The organism is Streptomyces sp. NPDC001406, from assembly GCF_042895285.1.
In the GTDB taxonomy this organism is placed as follows: Bacteria; Actinomycetota; Actinomycetes; order Streptomycetales; family Streptomycetaceae; genus Streptomyces.
The window spans coordinates 174,430-189,718 of record NZ_JBIAWG010000002.1 but is presented as its reverse complement, the minus strand read 5'-3'; the positions used below and the strand labels follow the sequence as shown (position 1 = coordinate 189,718).

Genomic DNA, 15,289 nt, shown 5'->3' with positions numbered 1-15,289 from the left:
GACGGCTGGAAGTCTATACGACCAACCACATTTCTATACAGCATCCCGTTCCACCGGACAGCTCATGCAGCGCGGTCCTCCTCTGCCCCGGCCCAGCTCGCTGCCCGGGATCTCGATGACCTCGATGCCCTGCTTGCGCAGATGGGTGTTGGTGGTGGAGTTGCGCTCGTAGGCGACGACGACGCCGGGCTCGACGGCGAGGACGTTGCAGCCGTCGTCCCACTGCTCGCGCTCGGCCGCGTGCACGTCCTGGGTGGCGGTCAGGACGCGGATCTCGCTCAGCCCGAGGGAGGCGGCGATCGCCCGGTGCATGTGCTCCGGCGGATGGTCGGTGACCTTGAGTTCCTTCTCCACGGCGCCGGGTTCGATGGTGTACGAGCGGAGCATGCCGAGCCCCGCGTACTGGGTGAAGGTGTCGCCGTCGACCATCGTCATCACGGTGTCGAGGTGCATGAAGGCGCGCCGCTTGGGCATGTCGAGGGCGACGATCGTCCGCGCCGAGCCGGCGGCGAACAGCTTGTGCGCGAGCATCTCCACGGCCTGCGGGGTGGTGCGCTCGCTCATGCCGATCAGGACGGCGCCGTTGCCGATCACCAGGACGTCGCCGCCCTCGATGGTGGACGGGTAGTCGGCCTGGCCCGCCGACCAGACGCGGAAGGCTTCGTCCCGGAACTGCGGATGGTGCCGGTAGATCGCCTCGAAGTGCACGGTCTCGCGCTGCCGGGCGGGCAGACGCATGGCGTTGATGGCGACCCCGTCGTAGATCCAGGCGGAGGTGTCCCGGGTGAAGAGGTGGTTCGGGAGCGGGCCGAGAAGGAAGTCGTCCAGGTCCATCACATGGAAGCGGACGGAGGTCGGCTCCTCGTGCGCGTCCAGGAACTCCCGCTTGGTCATGCCGCCGATCAGGGCCGCGGCCAGTTCGCGTGCGGGCAGGGTCTCGAAGGCCGCCCGGAGGTGGTCGGTGGCGAGGGGGCCGTACTCCTTCTCGTCGAAGACCCGGTCCAGGACGAGCGTCCTGGCCTCCGGGATCTCCAGGGTCTCGGCGAGCAGGTCACCGAAGAGGTGGACGGTGACGCCGCGGTCGCGCAGCACGTCGGCGAACCCGTCGTGCTCGGCGCGCGCCCGGCGCACCCACAGCACGTCGTCGAAGAGGAGGGCGTCCTTGTTGCTGGGGGTGAGCCTTTTGAGCTCAAGATCCGGCCGGTGCAGGATGACGCGGCGCAGCCGCCCGGCCTCGGAGTCGACGTGGAATCCCATGCCTCCATCCTGACCACAGAAGACCGCCTTCACCCTCTGCTCGACCGTTTCGGAATCTTCTTGTTTTCGTCCCGTTGACGACAAGCGGTCCCTCCGCTTATCGTCTACATGACGAAAATTGGAGGGGGTTCCATGGCCGACATCACCCGGCGCCTCGGCTGGCGCCATCTGCGCGGCGCCCCGACGGCGCACATCAGACACCACCGGTCGGGAAGGCTCGCGCACGACGGCCCGGGGCTCAGCTTCTGGTACCGCTCGCTGACCGCCGCGCTCTCGGAGGTGCCGGTCGACGACCGTGAGCTGGCGATGACCTTCCACGCCCGCACGTCCGACTTCCAGGACGTGGCCGTGCAGGCGACGGTCACCTACCGGATCGGCGATCCGGCCGTCGCCGCCGCCCGCCTGGACTTCTCGATCGACCCCGACACGGGCGTGTGGCGGGGCGCGCCCCTGGAGCAGCTGGGCACGCTGCTCACCGAGACGGCGCAGCAGCACGCGCTGGCCGTCCTCGCCCGTACGCCGCTGTCGTCGGCGCTGGCCGACGGGGTGAGCGCGGTACGCGAGCGGATCGCGGAGGGGCTGGGCACCGAGCCCCGGCTGCCGGCCATCGGCATCGAGGTCGTCGCCGTCCGTGTGATGGCGCTGCGGCCCGAGCCCGAGGTGGAGCGGGCGCTGCGCACCCCGGCCCGTGAGCAGATCCAGCAGGAGGCCGACCGGGCCACCTACGAACGGCGGGCGGTGGCCGTCGAACGGGAGCGGACGATCGCCGAGAACGAGCTGGCCAGCCAGATCGAACTCGCCCGCCGCGAGGAGCAGTTGGTCGAGCAGCGCGGCACGAACACGCGACGCGAGGCCGAGGAGCACGCGGCGGCCGACGCGGTCCGCGCCCGCGCGGAGGCGGCGCGGACGGTCAGGCTCGCCGAGGCCGAGGCGGCCCGCTCGGTGAAGCTCGCGGAGGCGGAGGCCGACCGGTCGGTGCGACTGGCCGACGCCGAGGCACGGCGCACCGGGCTGCTCGCCGAGGCGGAGGCCGCGCGGACGGCCCGGCTGGCGGAGGCGGAGGCGGCCCGTTCGACACGGCTCGCCCGCGCCGAGGCCGAGGGCGCGCGCGAGGTGGGTGAGGCGCGGGCACAGGCGCAGGCCGCATGGCTGCGGGTGCACGCGGACGCCGGAGTCGACGGTGTCGCGACCCTGCACGCCCTGACCGCCACCCGGCTGGCGGAGAACCTGCCCCGGATCGACAGCGTGACCGTGTCGCCGGACGTGCTCACCGGACTGCTGGCGAAGCTCGGCGGCACCGGGACGGAGGAATGAGTCTCGCCCCGCGTGCCGTGCTGGTCCATCGCACCACGGAGTACGAGGAGTTGGTGGCCCGGCACGGCACGCACGGCCAGGCCGCCTTCTTCCTCGCCTCCCGCGGCCGTGACATCGACGAGGTCGCCGAACGCCACCACTGCACGCGACGCGCGCTGGCCGAGGTCGCCTCGGCGGTCCCGCTGACCTGGCGGCAGAGCCGCGTGGAGCGGGCCGACCTGGACCGTTTCCTGTTCGCGCCCGAGGACGTGGTCGTGGTGGTGGGCCAGGACGGGCTGGTGGCGAACGCCGCCAAGTACCTCGCGGGCCAGCCGGTGCTGGGCATCGACTCCGATCCCGGCCGCAACCCCGGTGTGCTCGTACGGCACCGGCCCGCGGACGCGGCCGCGCTGCTGCCGGCCGCCCTGGCCCGGGGCACCGGCATGGACGAACTCACCATGGTCGAGGCCGTCGCGGACGACACACAGCGCCTGGTCGCGCTCAACGAGATCTATCTGGGGGCGGCCGGGCATCAGACCGCCCGGTACCGCCTGGGCCTCGACGGCGACGGGGGTGTCGTCGAGGCCCAGGCCTCGTCCGGGGTGCTGGTGGGGACCGGGACCGGAGCCACCGGGTGGCTCCGGTCGGTGTGGCAGGAGCGGGCCAGCCGGCTTGCGCTCCCCTCCCCCACCGAGGACCGGCTGCTGTGGTTCGTACGGGAGGCCTGGCCGTCACCGGCCACCGGAACGTCCCTGGTGGCGGGCGAACTCGCGGTCGCTCAGGCCCTGTCGGTCACCGTCGAGTCCGATCGGCTGATCGCCTTCGGCGACGGGATCGAGAGCGACGCGCTGGAGCTCACCTGGGGGCAGACGATCCGGGTTCGGGTGTGCGGGCAGCGACTGCGGCTGGTCGGCTGACGCCCGGCGTCCACAGACTCGCCGCCGCCAGCAGCGCCACCACCGCCGACCCGAGGAGCACGGGCACATTGCCGATCCCGGCGGCCAGCGCTCCGCCCGCCAGCGCTCCGACCGGCACCGTGCCGAGGAGCGCGGCCTGCACGAACCCGGCGACACGGCCCTGCATGCCCTCCGGTGTGGTCAGTTGCTGCAGCGTGGTCATGGAGATCGCCCAGACGGTGACGGCGAGCCCGTAACAGGCCTGGTAGCCGAGCAGCAGCGGAAATGCGGGGCCCAGCGCGGCCGCCGGGACCAGAAAGACCGCGCCACCCGCCAGCAGCGCGCAGATCCTGGTGGCCGACCACAGCCCCGCCGTCCGGGCGAAGCGGCCGGCGACACCCACCCCCGCCAGCGTGGCCGCGCTGTGCACGGCGTACGAGATGCCCAACTGCCAGGCGGACAGGGCGAGATCGCGGGTCGCGTAGTACACGAGGAGCGCGCCCGCCGCACCGCTGCCGAGGTTGAGCCCGGCGCCCGCGAGGACCATCCGGCGCAGCCTCGGTTCGCCGCGCACCACCTCAAGTCCCGTGCGGAGCAGCGCCGTCGGCGACTGCGCACCCCTCGGTTCGGCCGGGTCGTTCAGTGCCGCGGGCAGGGCCAGCAGGAGCAGTGCCTCGATGGCGTAGGCCGCGCTGCCCGCCAGCAGCGCCGGGGCGGGTCCGAGGATCCCGACCAGCACACCGCCGAGTGCCGGGCCGCCGATCAGTCCGGCCGTACGGGCCCCGGTGAGCGCGGAGTTGGCGGCCAGCAGCCGGGCCGGTCCGACGACCCGGGGCAGCGCCGCCTGCAGGGCGACCGAGAGGGTGAAGGTCAGCGCGCCGGAGACGACGGCGACGCCGTACAACTGCGGACGGCCGATTCCTCCCAGGGCGTTCGCGAGCGGGACCGAGCCCACGACCAGGGCCTGTGCGGCGGTGACCACGACGAGCAGCCGGCGCAGCCGCACCCGGTCGACGAGCACTCCGGCGAACGGGCTGAGCAGGGCCCCCGGCAGATAGGTCAACGCGAGCACCGCGGCCGCGCCGAACGGCCCGGTGTCCAGGTCGGTCACCGCGAGCAGCGCCACCGCGAGGGCGGTGACCTGGCGTCCGACGGAGCCGGCGATCTGCTCGCCGCACAGCAGCACGAAGGCCCGCTGCCGCCGCAGCGGGAGCGGCCGGGCCTCGGCGGTCGCCGCGGCCACCCCTCAGATCCCCGTGCAGGGCACGGGCCAGCGGCTGATGCGCGGCGGCAGGGCCACCGCCCATCCGTCGGTGACCAGGGCCAGCCGCTCGGCGGCCAGCAGTCCCGCGGCCTCGCGCGGGCCGGGGTCCAGCTCGTGCAGGGGCGTGGGGTTCAGCAGGGTGTGGAAGGCGGAGAGCAGATCGGGGTGGTCGAGGGTGAGCCGTACGGCGGTGCCCGGCTCCCTGCGGTCCATGACGGCGACGAAGTCCGGGCCACGACGGTGGTAGAGCATCCCGTACGCATACCCCGCCCGCCACTCTTTCAACTCACCCGGCTCATCGGACACTTGAGCGGGCGGGGGCAGATGGCGCAGGAGCCCGATGTCGTACGGCGCCTCCCCGTCGGCCGCCGTCCAGCTCACCCGGAGTCCGAGGCTCTGGCACTCGCGCAGGAACTGGACCGCCAGCGCGGTGCGTTGCCCGCCCGCGCCCAGGCGGAGCGGCTCGGTCACCTCGACCCGGCGGCCGGTGACCCGATGCGGGACGGCGGCGGGTGGCCCGGTCATCCGGCGACCCCCGCCCCGTCGGCCATGCGGACCGTCTCGTCCCAGGTGGGCAGGGAGACATAGGTCGGGCCGTCACGGAACAACAGGCCGAGGGCGAAGGCGTGTTGGAGCCACTCGTGCAGGGCTTCGGGGCTGACGCAGTGGCCGTCCTCCGTCAGCAGCCGGTGCAGTGCGGACTCGGTGCGCCCGTCCTCCAGGCGGCGCAGCGCGGCCGCCGCCCAGCCGGTGAACCGGTGGGTGGCCGGCGCCCGGCCCTGCCGCCGGTCGTGTACGAGGAGGGCGGCCGCGTCTGCCTCTTCTGCCCCTTCTGCCTCGGCCTCCTCGAACAGCAGCCGCGAGGTGTGATGTCCGGCGCGCCACTGCGCCACGGCCGCCTTGAGCCGGTTCTCCGTCTCGCCCCCGATGCCCGCGTCCTCCGTGTCGAACAGGTAGACGAGGTCGGTCAGTTCGTCCTCGGGCAGGTCGTAGACATGCTGGTACATCGCGGCCGGGCGCCGCTTGCCGAAGCCCAGGCCCGGGTCGGTGAAGTGCGGGCTGAACCGCTCCAGTTGGATGCGGTGGGCGCCGCTGGGCGGTTGCAGATGGACGAGTGCCGGGAGCTGGTCGACGACATGGGCGTAGTCCTCGGCGGTCTCGCCGGAAAAGCCGTACAGGAGGTTCCAGGAGCAGGTGAGCGCGTGGTTCTCGCACTCGCGGAGGGTGCGGATGTTGCGGGCGCCGCTCACACCCTTGTCCATGAGGTCGAGCACCCGGCTGCCGAGGCTCTCGATGCCGGGCTGGATGTGCACGGTGCCCGAGCGGCCGAGGAGGCGGAGCTGGTCGGGGGTGAGGTTGGACTTGACCTCGTAGTGCAGCCGCAGGTCCCAGCCGCTGTCGACGACACGCGGGAGGAAGTCCCGGAAGTAGGCCATGTCGATGATGTTGTCGACGGTGACGATGTCGAGGATGCGGTGCCGTCGTACGAGGCGGTCGATCTCTTCCCACAGCCGCTCGCCCGGCTTGGCGCGGAAGGCCATGGACGAGCCGTTGAGCCCGCAGAACGTGCAGTGGTGCTTCTCCCCCCACCAGCAGCCCCGGGCCCCCTCGACCACCAGCTTGGGGTGGACGTACTCCAGCACCGGCGAGGCCTCCAGGGCGGCCTGCCACTGGTCGTAGTCGGGCGAGGGTATGTCGGCGGGCACCACCGTGCGCCGGGTCTCGGTGTTGGCCCGGGATATGTCTCCGTCCCACCAGCACAGGCCGGGGACGTCCACGGGCGGGGTGCCCGCATCCACATGCCGCAGGAGCGCCGGTAAGGCGTACTCCCCCTCGCCGCGCACCACATGGTCCACGAACCGGTGGTTGCGGTGCAGGGCGTGGCCCATGGGGCCGTCGCAGTTGCTGCCGCCGAAGACGACGGTCAGCTCCGGGCGGCGGCGCTTGAGCTCCCGGGCCAGCGCCAGGGAGGACACGTTCTGCATGAACGTGGTGGTGAACCCGACGACGTCGGGCTCCGCCGCGAGCACCTCGGCGGCGCACTCGTCGATGAACCCGGCCGCGTACGGCCGCATGTCGAGGGCGGTGTCGATGAAGACGTCCCGGTCCGCCGCGTAGGCGCGCAGCCGGGCCGAGCCCCAGTCGGGGTCGTCGTACAGGACGCCCGAGAACACCCAGTCGCCGAGGCCGTGGAATATCGAGTCGCTGCCGACCGCCACATAGTCGCCCGGACGCAGCCGCCCTCCGGAGTGCTCCAGGAGGAACTCGGCCCAGCGCAGGGAGCCGTGGAACTCGGTCACCTCGTCGGCCGGGCGGGCCTGCCGCACCAGTCGGTGCAGCAGGCCCACCTGCAGCGAGGGGAGGTCGATCGGATGCCAGGGCATCGTCACCAGGTGAACGCGCATGCCGCCCCTTCGGTCAGCGGGTCGGCCGCTTCTCCAGGATCGCCGGCCGACGGCTGGTGCTCTGGTCCTCGCGGACCACGACCTTCTTGATCTCCATGTCCCTCACTCCCTCCGGTGTCCGAACACACGTACGTCGCAAGGCGTTTCACCATATGGACACATACGTGTGAGGCACAAGGGCGTGGGGGGAGGGACGGTTCACAAGCGCGGGTCCACCGGCTCCGACTCCAGCGCCAGTACCCCGAACACGGCCTCGTGCACCCGCCACAGCGGCTCGCCCTCCGCCAGCCGGTCCAGGGCCTCCAGCCCCAGCGCGTACTCGCGGATCGCCAGTGACCGCTTGTGGTTGAGGAACCGCTTGCGCAGCCGGTCCAGGTTGTCCGGCCGGGTGTACTCGGGGCCGTAGATGATCCGCAGGTACTCGCGGCCCCGGCACTTGATGCCCGGCTGGACCAGACGGCCCTCGTCGCTGCGCACCACCGCGCCGACCGGCTTGACGACCATGCCCTCGCCGCCCCGGCCGGTCATCTCCAGCCACCAGTCGACACCCGCCCGCACCGACTCCGGGTCGCCGGTGTCGACGTACAGCCGCCGGGTGGTCTGCAGCAGCCCGGTCCCGTCGTGCTCGACGAGCCGGTCGATCAGCGCGAGCTGCTCGTCGTGCGGCAGCGCGGCCAGGCTGCGCCCCTGCACGGCCAGGATCTGGAACGGGGCGAGGCGCACCCCGTCCAGGCCGTCCGTGGTCCAGCAGTAGCGGCGGTACGCGTCCGTGAACGAGGCCGCGTCGGCGGCCCGCTCGCGCTGCCGGGAAAGCAGCCCGGTCACGTCCACACCACGTGCCGCCGCGCCTTCCAGGGCGGCCAGCACGCCCGGGAACACCGCGCCGGAGGCGGCGCCCACGGCCGCGTACTGCGAGCGCAGCAGCCCGGACGCCTTCAGCGACCATGGCATCAGCTCGGCGTCGAGCAGCAGCCAATCGGTGTCGAGTTCGTCCCACAGGCCCGCCTCCCCGATCGCCGAGCGGACGCGTCCGAGGATCTCCTCGGTCACGGCCTCGTCGTCGAAGAAGGGCCGGCCGGTGCGGGTGTAGAGCGACCCGGTGGGCCCTCCCCCACTCTCGGCTTCGCTCGAGCGGGAGGTGCCCCCAACGCCGAACCGCTTGCGCGCCGCCTCGGCGTCCCGGCACACCAGGGCCACCGCCCGCGAGCCCATGTGCTTCTCCTCGCACACGACCCGGGCGACGCCGTCCTGCGCGTACTGCGCGAAGGCCTCCGCCGGGTGCTCCAGGAAGTGTCCATCAGCGGCTCCGCCGCGGGCCTCGAAGTGACTCGTGGCCGTCGGTGCCATGGTCGGCGGGAGGTACGGCAGCAGGCGCGGGTCGATCGCGAAGCGGCTCATGACCTCCAGGGCCGCCGCCGCGTTCTCCTCGCGGACCGCGACCCGGCCCGCGTGCCGTGTCTCCACGACCCTTCGGCCGTGTACGTCCGCCAGGTCCAGCGGCCGCCCGTCGTGCCCGCCGGGCGCCTCGCTGCGCAGCGGCTTGGCCGGCTCGTACCAGACCCGCTCGGCCGGTACGTCGACCAGCTGCCGCTCCGGCCAGCGCAGCGCGGTGAGCTTGCCGCCGAAGACGGCGCCGGTGTCCAGGCAGATGGTGTTGTTGAGCCACGTGGCCTCCGGCACCGGGGTGTGGCCGTAGACCACGGCCGCCCGGCCCCGGTAGTCCTCGGCCCACGGGTAGCGCACCGGCAGCCCGAACTCGTCCGTCTCCCCCGTCGTGTCGCCGTACAGCGCGTGCGAGCGCACCCGGCCGGACGTCCGCCCGTGATACCGCTCCGGCAGACCCGCGTGGCAGACGACGAGCCGGCCGCCGTCGAGGACGTAGTGGCTGACGAGGCCGTCGAGGAACTCCCGGACCTGCGCCTTGAACTCCTCGCTCTCGCCCTCCATCTGCTCGATGGTCTCGGCGAGCCCGTGGGTGTGCTGCACCTTGCGGCCCTTGAGGTAACGGCCGTACTTGTTCTCGTGGTTGCCGGGCACGCACAGCGCGTTGCCCGACGCGACCATGGACATCACACGGCGCAGCACGCCGGGGGTGTCCGGGCCGCGGTCGACGAGGTCGCCGACGAAGACGGCCGTACGGCCCTCGGGGTGCACGCCGTCGCTGTAGCCCAACTTGGCCAGCAGCGACTCCAGTTCGGACGCGCAGCCGTGGATGTCGCCGACGATGTCGAAGGGGCCGGTGAGGTGGCTCAGGTCGTTGAAGCGCTTCTCGGTGACGACGGTGGCGCCGTCGGCCTCCTCGACCCCGCGCAGGATGTGCACCTTGCGAAAGCCCTCGCGCTCCAAGTGCCTGACGGAACGCCGGAGTTCACGGATGTGCCGCTGGATCACCCGGCGCGGCATGTCCGCCCGGTCGGTGCGGGCCGCGTTGCGCTCGGCGCACACCTCCTCGGGGACGTCGAGCACGATGGCGATGGGCAGCACGTCGTACTTCCTCGCCAGTTCGATCAGCTGGCGCCGGCTGTCCTGCTGCACGCTGGTGGCGTCGACGACAGTACGGCGGCCGGCGGCGAGCCGCTTGCCGGCGATGTAGTGCAGGACGTCGAAGGCGTCCCTCGTCGCGCTCTGGTCGTTCTCGTCGTCGGAGACCAGACCGCGGCAGAAGTCCGAGGAGATGATCTCGGTGGGCTTGAAGTGCCGGCGGGCGAAGGTGGACTTGCCCGAGCCGGAGGCACCGACGAGCACCACGAGGGAGAGGTCGGTGACGGGGAGCACCCGCACCTTGCGTGTCTCTGTCATGCTGCCTTCGCCTCCTTCTCGTTCGTGGTCCTGATGCTGAACACGGCCATCTGCGTGGGCGGGCCCACTTCGGGGTCGTCGGGCCCGACGGGCCGGAACTCCACGTCGTAGCCGTGCCGTTCGGCCACCGTCCCCGCCCAGGTGCGGAACTCCTCGCGGGTCCACTCGAAGCGGTGGTCGCCGTGCCGGACGTGCCCGGCCGGCAGGGACTCCCAGCGGACGTTGTACTCGACGTTCGGGGTCGTCACGAGGACCGTGCGCGGGCGGGCCGCGCCGAACACCGCGTACTCCAGGGCGGGCAGCCGGGGCAGGTCGAGGTGCTCGATGACCTCGCTGAGCACGGCGGCGTCGTAGCCCTTGAGCCGGCTGTCGGTGTAGGCGAGCGAACCCTGCTGGAGCGTGACGCGCGAGGCCTGCCGCTCTCCCATCCGGTCCAGCTTCAGCCGCCGTCCGGCGATGGTGAGGGCCCGCATCGACACGTCGACGCCGACGATCTCGGTGAACCGGGGGTCCTTGAGCAGCGCCTGCACCAACTGGCCCTGTCCGCACCCGAGGTCGAGGACCCGGGCGGCGCCCGACTCGCCGAGTGCGGCAATGATCGCGTCCCGGCGCTGCACGGCGAGCGGGGTCGGCTTCTCCTCCGCCTCGCTCTCGTCCTCGACGGCGTTGTCGATCTCCTCGACCTCGCTGTCGTCCGCCTCCGCAAGGCGTACCAGTTCCAGGCGCTCCATCGCCTGCCGGGTGAGCGACCAGCGGCGGGAGAGATAGCGGCTGGTGATGAGCTTCTGCTCCGGGTGGCCGGGCAGCCAGCCCTCCCCGGCCCGCAGCAGCTTGTCGACCTCGTCGGAGGCGACCCAGTAGTGCTTGGCGTCGTCGAGGACCGGCAGCAGCACATACAGGTGCCGCAGCGCCTCGGCGAGGGTCAGCGCCTCCGACTCCAGGACGAGCCGCACATAGCGCGAGTCGCCCCACTGCGGGAACGCGGTGTCCAGGGCCACCGGCTCGACGGTCACCGCCCAGCCGAGCGGCTCGAAGAGGCGGCGTACGAGGTCGGGGCCGCCGCGGGCGGGCAGCGCGGGCACCTCGACGCGCAGCGGCAGCGGCTGCGTGGCACGCTCCGGGCGGGCGGTGCACACGCCCCGCATCGCGCTGGAGAAGACGCTTCTCAGCGCCACGGCGAGCAGCGAGGAGGCGGCGTACGGGCGGTCGTTCACATACTGCGCGAGCGCCGCGTCGGGCGCTCCGCCCCGGCCCTTGCCCTTGCCCCGCCGCACCAGCGCCACGGCATCCACCTCCAGCAGGAGCGCCGCCGTGCAGCGTTCCGCGTCCGCCTCTGGGTAGAGGACGTGCGCCTTGCCGTAGGAGGTGGAGAACGCCTGCGCCTTCTCGGGATGCTTGTGCAGCAGAAAGCCGAGGTCGGTGGCGGGGCGCTCCGGGGTGCCGGTGGTGCCGATGGTCAGGAACATGCCCTGAGTCTCCCTGGCCAGGGCGCCGGTGACCAGCGGTTTTCATACGGTAGCGGCCCGACGACCGACCGTCGTGATGCCCTCGACGGCCGGTCGTCGTACGCCTACGTCCCTTACTCCTACGACTCCTGCGCCAGCTGCGACTGGACCTGAGAGGAGATCAGCTCCAGGTGGTCCAGGTCCGTGAGGTCGAGGACCTGGAGGTAGATGCGCTGCGAGCCGATCGCGGCGTACCGGCCGATCTTGTCGACCACCTCGGCCGGGGAGCCGGCCAGACCGTTGGTCTTCAGCTCGTCGACCTCGCGGCCGATCGCGGCGGCCCGGCGGGCGACCTCCTGGTCGTCCCTGCCGACGCAGACGACGAGGGCGTTGGAGTAGGTCAGGTCGTCGGCCCTACGCCCCTCGGCCTCCGCCGCGGCGCGCACCCGCCCGAACTGCCGCTCGCTGTCCTCGATCGAGGCGAACGGCATGTTGAACTCGTCCGCGTACTGCGCGGCCAGCCGCGGGGTGCGGGTGGCGCCGTGGCCGCCGATCAGGACCGGGATCTTGGCCTGGGCGGGCTTGGGCAGCGCGGGCGACTCGGTGAGGTCGTAGTGCGTGCCGTGGAAGTCGAAGCTCTTGCCGGCCTCGGTCGCCCACAGACCGGTGACGATCGCCAGCTGCTCCTCCAGGCGGGCGAACTTGTCCTTCGGGAAGGGGATGCCGTACGCCTTGTGCTCCTCCTCGAACCAGCCCGCGCCCAGGCCGAGTTCGACCCGGCCGCCGGACATCTGGTCGACCTGGGCCACCTGGATGGCGAGCACGCCGGGCAGCCGGAAGGTGGCGGCGGTCATCAGGGTGCCGAGGCGGATCCGCTTGGTCTCACGGGCCAGACCGGCCAGCGTGATCCAGGCGTCGGTGGGTCCGGGGAGGCCGTCCACGTCGCCCATCCGGAGGTAGTGGTCCGACCGGAAGAAGGCATCGAACCCGAGGTCCTCGGTGGCCTTCGCCACGGCGAGCAAGGTGTCGTAGGTCGCCCCTTGCTGGGGCTCGGTGAAAATTCGAAGGTCCATACATCCATCCTGCACGCCGACGGCTCCGCCAACCCCATCGGCACCACGCGCCCCTTGCCTGGTGGCGAGGCTGCCGCCCTCAACCCGGCTCCTTCTCCGGTAGTGCCTCCTCGCGCGCCGCCAGCTTTCGCAGCATCTCCAGGACGCGGTCCCGGGACTCGTCCGCGGCGTCGATCGCCTCCATGCACTGCCAGTACCTCGCCTGGTCGTCCGCCGAGCTGGCCATGCCGACGAGGGCGATGCCGACCTCGCCGAGGAGGCCGCCCAGGCCGAGAAGGGTCGCGCGGGCGTCGTCCAGTTCGGTGAGCTGGGCGGCGCGCAGGTCGCCCGGGTCGAGCTGCGGTGCGTCCAGGACACCGCAGCCGCGGCCCGCCAGTTCGGTCAGGCCCAGTGCCTCGCCCCGCAGTTCGGGTGGGCCGGAGACGGCCAGGCGGCTGCCGATCGCCTGGGCCAGGGCCTGGGCCTGCCACACCTCCGCCAGGATCTGAGGAGCGTCGCCGCTTCCCGCCAGGGCGCTTCTGCTCGTCACGATGAGTCGCATCGCTTCCATGGGCCGTCCCCGTCCGCCCGACGTGCTCGCGCACGCCTCCGCCCGAACTCCCTTGTTCACTACCCAGAGTGAGTGGCGCTGAGACAGAAAGCCAGAGGAAGACGGAAATCTGTGGACAACAATTCGGATTCGGGCGACATTTTGACTCCGGAGAGTGATTTCGGAATCAAGGATTCCCTACGCGTCACCCTCCCCCGGTACCGGAAACCTCCGCTCGTTCCGGTCGATCTTGGCGTCCAGGGCGGCCAGCGGTTCGATGCCGAGTACCTCGCACAGCTGCGGGAGGTAGGCGAGCACGTCGGCCACCTCGTCCGTGACGCGGTGCGCGGTGTCGGGGTCGTCCATGACGCGCGCGGACTCCTCGGGCGTCAACCACTGGAAGATCTCGACCAGTTCGGACGCCTCCACGCTGAGGGCGGCCGCGAGGTTCTTGGGGGTGTGGTACGGCTGCCAGTTCCGCGCGGCCGCGAACTCGGCCAGCCGGCGCTGCAGTTTCGCCACGTCCAGGTGTTCCGTCACGGGTTCAGGTGTACCACCGTGACTCCTTCGGTCTCCGCGGCCCACGAGGCGTCGCTCACCGCGCCCACCAGGCGGATGTGCCCGAGGCCGCACATCCGGGTGGCGAGCCGCAGCAGTTCCGTGCGCTGACGGCCGTCCAGCGCGCGGTCGAAGCCGTCGGCGAGGACGGTGAGAGCCCGCATGGCGTCGGGGACCTCGCCTGGTGTGTCGACGTCCAGCACGCCCGGGCCGGTGAGCAGCACCAAGGCCAGCGCGAGATATCTCAGCTCACCGTCCCCGAGCCGGCCGAGGTCGGTCCGGATCCCGTCGCCCCGGTCGAGCAGCGCCCGTACCGTGCCGTCGCCCACCGGTTCGGCGGCCAGGTCGGCCACGGGTCCGGCGCATCCGGCGTGCACCGCGGCGACGAGTCGGGCGTGCCGGCGCCCGCATTCGGAGCGGGTGCGCCACAGCACCTCGGCGAGGTTGTCGCAGCCGGGCAGAAGGCGTCCGGAGCCCAGCGGGACGGCCTCGCGCATCCGGTCGGGACGCGGGTCGCAGGCGAAGACCGAGCGCAGGGCGACCACCGTCTGTTCGGCCGCGGCGAGCACCTGGCGCTGGCCGTCGGTCTTGCCGGCCACGCGCAGCGGGAGGAGAGCGGTGCCGAGGCGGTCGTCGGGGAGCGGGGCGCGTGTCACCGGTGAGGCTCCCGCGGTGTGCCAGGCGGCCTGTACGGCGGGGCGGCCCGGGTCGCGCAGCGCCGTCTCCAGGAGGACGAGTCCACCCGCGGTCAGCCGCTCGCCGACGATGCGCAGTTCGGGCTCCGCCTGTACGGCGACGTCGAGCCGGACCGGACCCTCGGGACCGTCCGTCGTACAGCCGATGCGGAAGCCGCGCCGACGCTGCAGGTCGGGCCGGGCCCGCTCGGGCACACAGGCCGCCGGGTCCGGGAACACCGCGGCGAGCGGCGCGCCGCCGCCGAGCCGGGCGAGCGCCTCGTACGCCCGCAGCGCACTCGACTTGCCGCACCCGCTGGGCCCGGCGAAGAGCGTGAACGCCCCGACGGGAAGCCCGGCGCCCCGATGCCCCGCGAACGCGGACAGCCGCAGCTCGGTGACCCGCGGCCGCGCCCATCTGTCCCTACGGGCCGAGCCGTCGAGGGCCGCCGGCGCGGGCGGTGGCTGCGGTGGGGCGGGGGCCTGCTCCCGCTTCGGGGCGGGTGGGGTGGGCCCGGGTGCTCGGTCCGGAGGGACGCGTTCCGGCGGGACGGGTGTGGGGGGTGCGGTCATATCCGGACCGTAGGGGGCCCGGTGGAAGGGGAACCGTTCCGGCTTCGGGACCTTCCTACGAACGGGGGACCGGCCTCAGGTGCCGGAGACCCCGGCGCCCTCCATGAGCCCGCTGACCTCGGTCCCGGGCGGGGTGAGCAGGAACACGTTCCGGTCCACGCGGTGCATTCCGCTGCCCAGGCCGAAGACGACACCGGTGCTGAAGTCGAGGACGCGCTTGGCCACCTCGGTCTCCGCGCTGGAGAGGTCGAGCAGGACCGGCACGCCCGCCATGAGCGTCTCGGCCACCTCGCGGGCGTCCGCGAAGACATTGACCCGCAGGACGACGAACCGCCGCCGGGTCTCGGTCTCCGCGTCCGGGAGGGAGCGGTGGCTCACCGCGGAGGGCCAGGCGTCGCGCCCCCGGAGCGGCACGACCTGCGCGAGCCCTTCCCACTGTTCATCGGTGACGTCGTAACGGCTCACCGGATCCCCCCGAACTGACTCGCACTCCATGCCTGCACCTGCCAATTCTTACGCCAAG

General features: G+C 72.3%; 13 protein-coding genes. 2 read left to right on the top strand and 11 right to left on the bottom strand.

Annotated features, from left to right (window positions below; translation table 11 throughout):
• Positions 1–33 precede the first annotated feature (33 nt).
• The gene (locus ACFY1J_RS04930) at positions 34–1,257 is read right to left on the bottom strand and encodes an arginine deiminase (protein WP_390707450.1); all 1,224 of its coding nucleotides are present in this window, start codon (positions 1,255–1,257) and stop codon (positions 34–36) included.
• A gap of 132 nt (positions 1,258–1,389) precedes the next feature.
• Here ACFY1J_RS04930 and ACFY1J_RS04925 point away from each other — a divergent pair, with 132 nt between their 5' ends.
• A complete protein-coding gene (locus ACFY1J_RS04925) occupies positions 1,390–2,571 on the top strand; it encodes an SPFH domain-containing protein (protein ID WP_390707451.1) in 1,182 nt (393 codons plus the stop codon).
• Positions 2,568–3,467: a hypothetical protein gene (locus ACFY1J_RS04920; RefSeq protein ID WP_390730604.1), complete on the top strand. Its 900-nt coding sequence runs from the start codon at positions 2,568–2,570 to the stop codon at positions 3,465–3,467. The genes ACFY1J_RS04925 and ACFY1J_RS04920 overlap by 4 nt, the downstream gene beginning before the upstream one ends.
• On the opposite strand, the gene ACFY1J_RS04915 is transcribed toward ACFY1J_RS04920, so the two are convergent.
• The 10 genes from ACFY1J_RS04915 to ACFY1J_RS04870 all read right to left on the bottom strand — a co-directional run bounded on the left by ACFY1J_RS04915 (position 3,406) and on the right by ACFY1J_RS04870 (position 15,261).
• Positions 3,406–4,689 carry an MFS transporter gene (locus tag ACFY1J_RS04915; protein ID WP_390730603.1) on the bottom strand — a complete coding sequence of 428 codons (1,284 nt, stop codon included), beginning with the start codon at positions 4,687–4,689 and terminating at the stop codon, positions 3,406–3,408. The two genes, ACFY1J_RS04920 and ACFY1J_RS04915, sit on opposite strands and share 62 nt — an antisense overlap.
• Positions 4,690–4,692: 3 nt before the next feature.
• On the bottom strand, positions 4,693–5,235 hold the full coding sequence (locus ACFY1J_RS04910; RefSeq protein ID WP_390730602.1) for a DUF5825 family protein: 543 nt from the start codon (positions 5,233–5,235) through the stop codon (positions 4,693–4,695).
• Positions 5,232–7,115 carry a RiPP maturation radical SAM C-methyltransferase gene (locus ACFY1J_RS04905; protein WP_390730601.1) on the bottom strand — a complete coding sequence of 628 codons (1,884 nt, stop codon included), beginning with the start codon at positions 7,113–7,115 and terminating at the stop codon, positions 5,232–5,234. Before ACFY1J_RS04905 ends, ACFY1J_RS04910 begins: the two co-directional genes overlap by 4 nt.
• A 198-nt stretch (positions 7,116–7,313) precedes the next feature.
• Entirely contained in the window at positions 7,314–9,914 is a 2,601-nt protein-coding gene (locus ACFY1J_RS04900) for a polynucleotide kinase-phosphatase (RefSeq protein ID WP_390707456.1), read from the bottom strand.
• Positions 9,911–11,380, bottom strand: coding sequence for a 3' terminal RNA ribose 2'-O-methyltransferase Hen1 (locus ACFY1J_RS04895; RefSeq protein ID WP_390707457.1), 1,470 nt, complete (start codon positions 11,378–11,380; stop codon positions 9,911–9,913). The genes ACFY1J_RS04900 and ACFY1J_RS04895 overlap by 4 nt, the downstream gene beginning before the upstream one ends.
• Positions 11,381–11,499: 119 nt before the next feature.
• Positions 11,500–12,432: an LLM class F420-dependent oxidoreductase gene (locus ACFY1J_RS04890; protein ID WP_390707458.1), complete on the bottom strand. Its 933-nt coding sequence runs from the start codon at positions 12,430–12,432 to the stop codon at positions 11,500–11,502.
• Between the two features lie 79 nt (positions 12,433–12,511).
• Complete coding sequence (locus ACFY1J_RS04885; protein ID WP_390707459.1) at positions 12,512–12,982, bottom strand: DUF6099 family protein; 471 nt, start codon at positions 12,980–12,982, stop codon at positions 12,512–12,514.
• Positions 12,983–13,159: 177 nt separating this feature from the next.
• Complete coding sequence (locus tag ACFY1J_RS04880) at positions 13,160–13,501, bottom strand: nucleotide pyrophosphohydrolase (protein ID WP_390730600.1); 342 nt, start codon at positions 13,499–13,501, stop codon at positions 13,160–13,162.
• On the bottom strand, positions 13,498–14,766 hold the full coding sequence (locus ACFY1J_RS04875; RefSeq protein WP_390707460.1) for an ATP-binding protein: 1,269 nt from the start codon (positions 14,764–14,766) through the stop codon (positions 13,498–13,500). Before ACFY1J_RS04875 ends, ACFY1J_RS04880 begins: the two co-directional genes overlap by 4 nt.
• Before the next feature lie 75 nt (positions 14,767–14,841).
• Positions 14,842–15,261 (bottom strand): cell division protein SepF, encoded by a 420-nt coding sequence (locus ACFY1J_RS04870; protein ID WP_390707461.1) that lies wholly within the window; start codon positions 15,259–15,261, stop codon positions 14,842–14,844.
• Between the last annotated feature and the right edge of the window lie 28 nt (positions 15,262–15,289).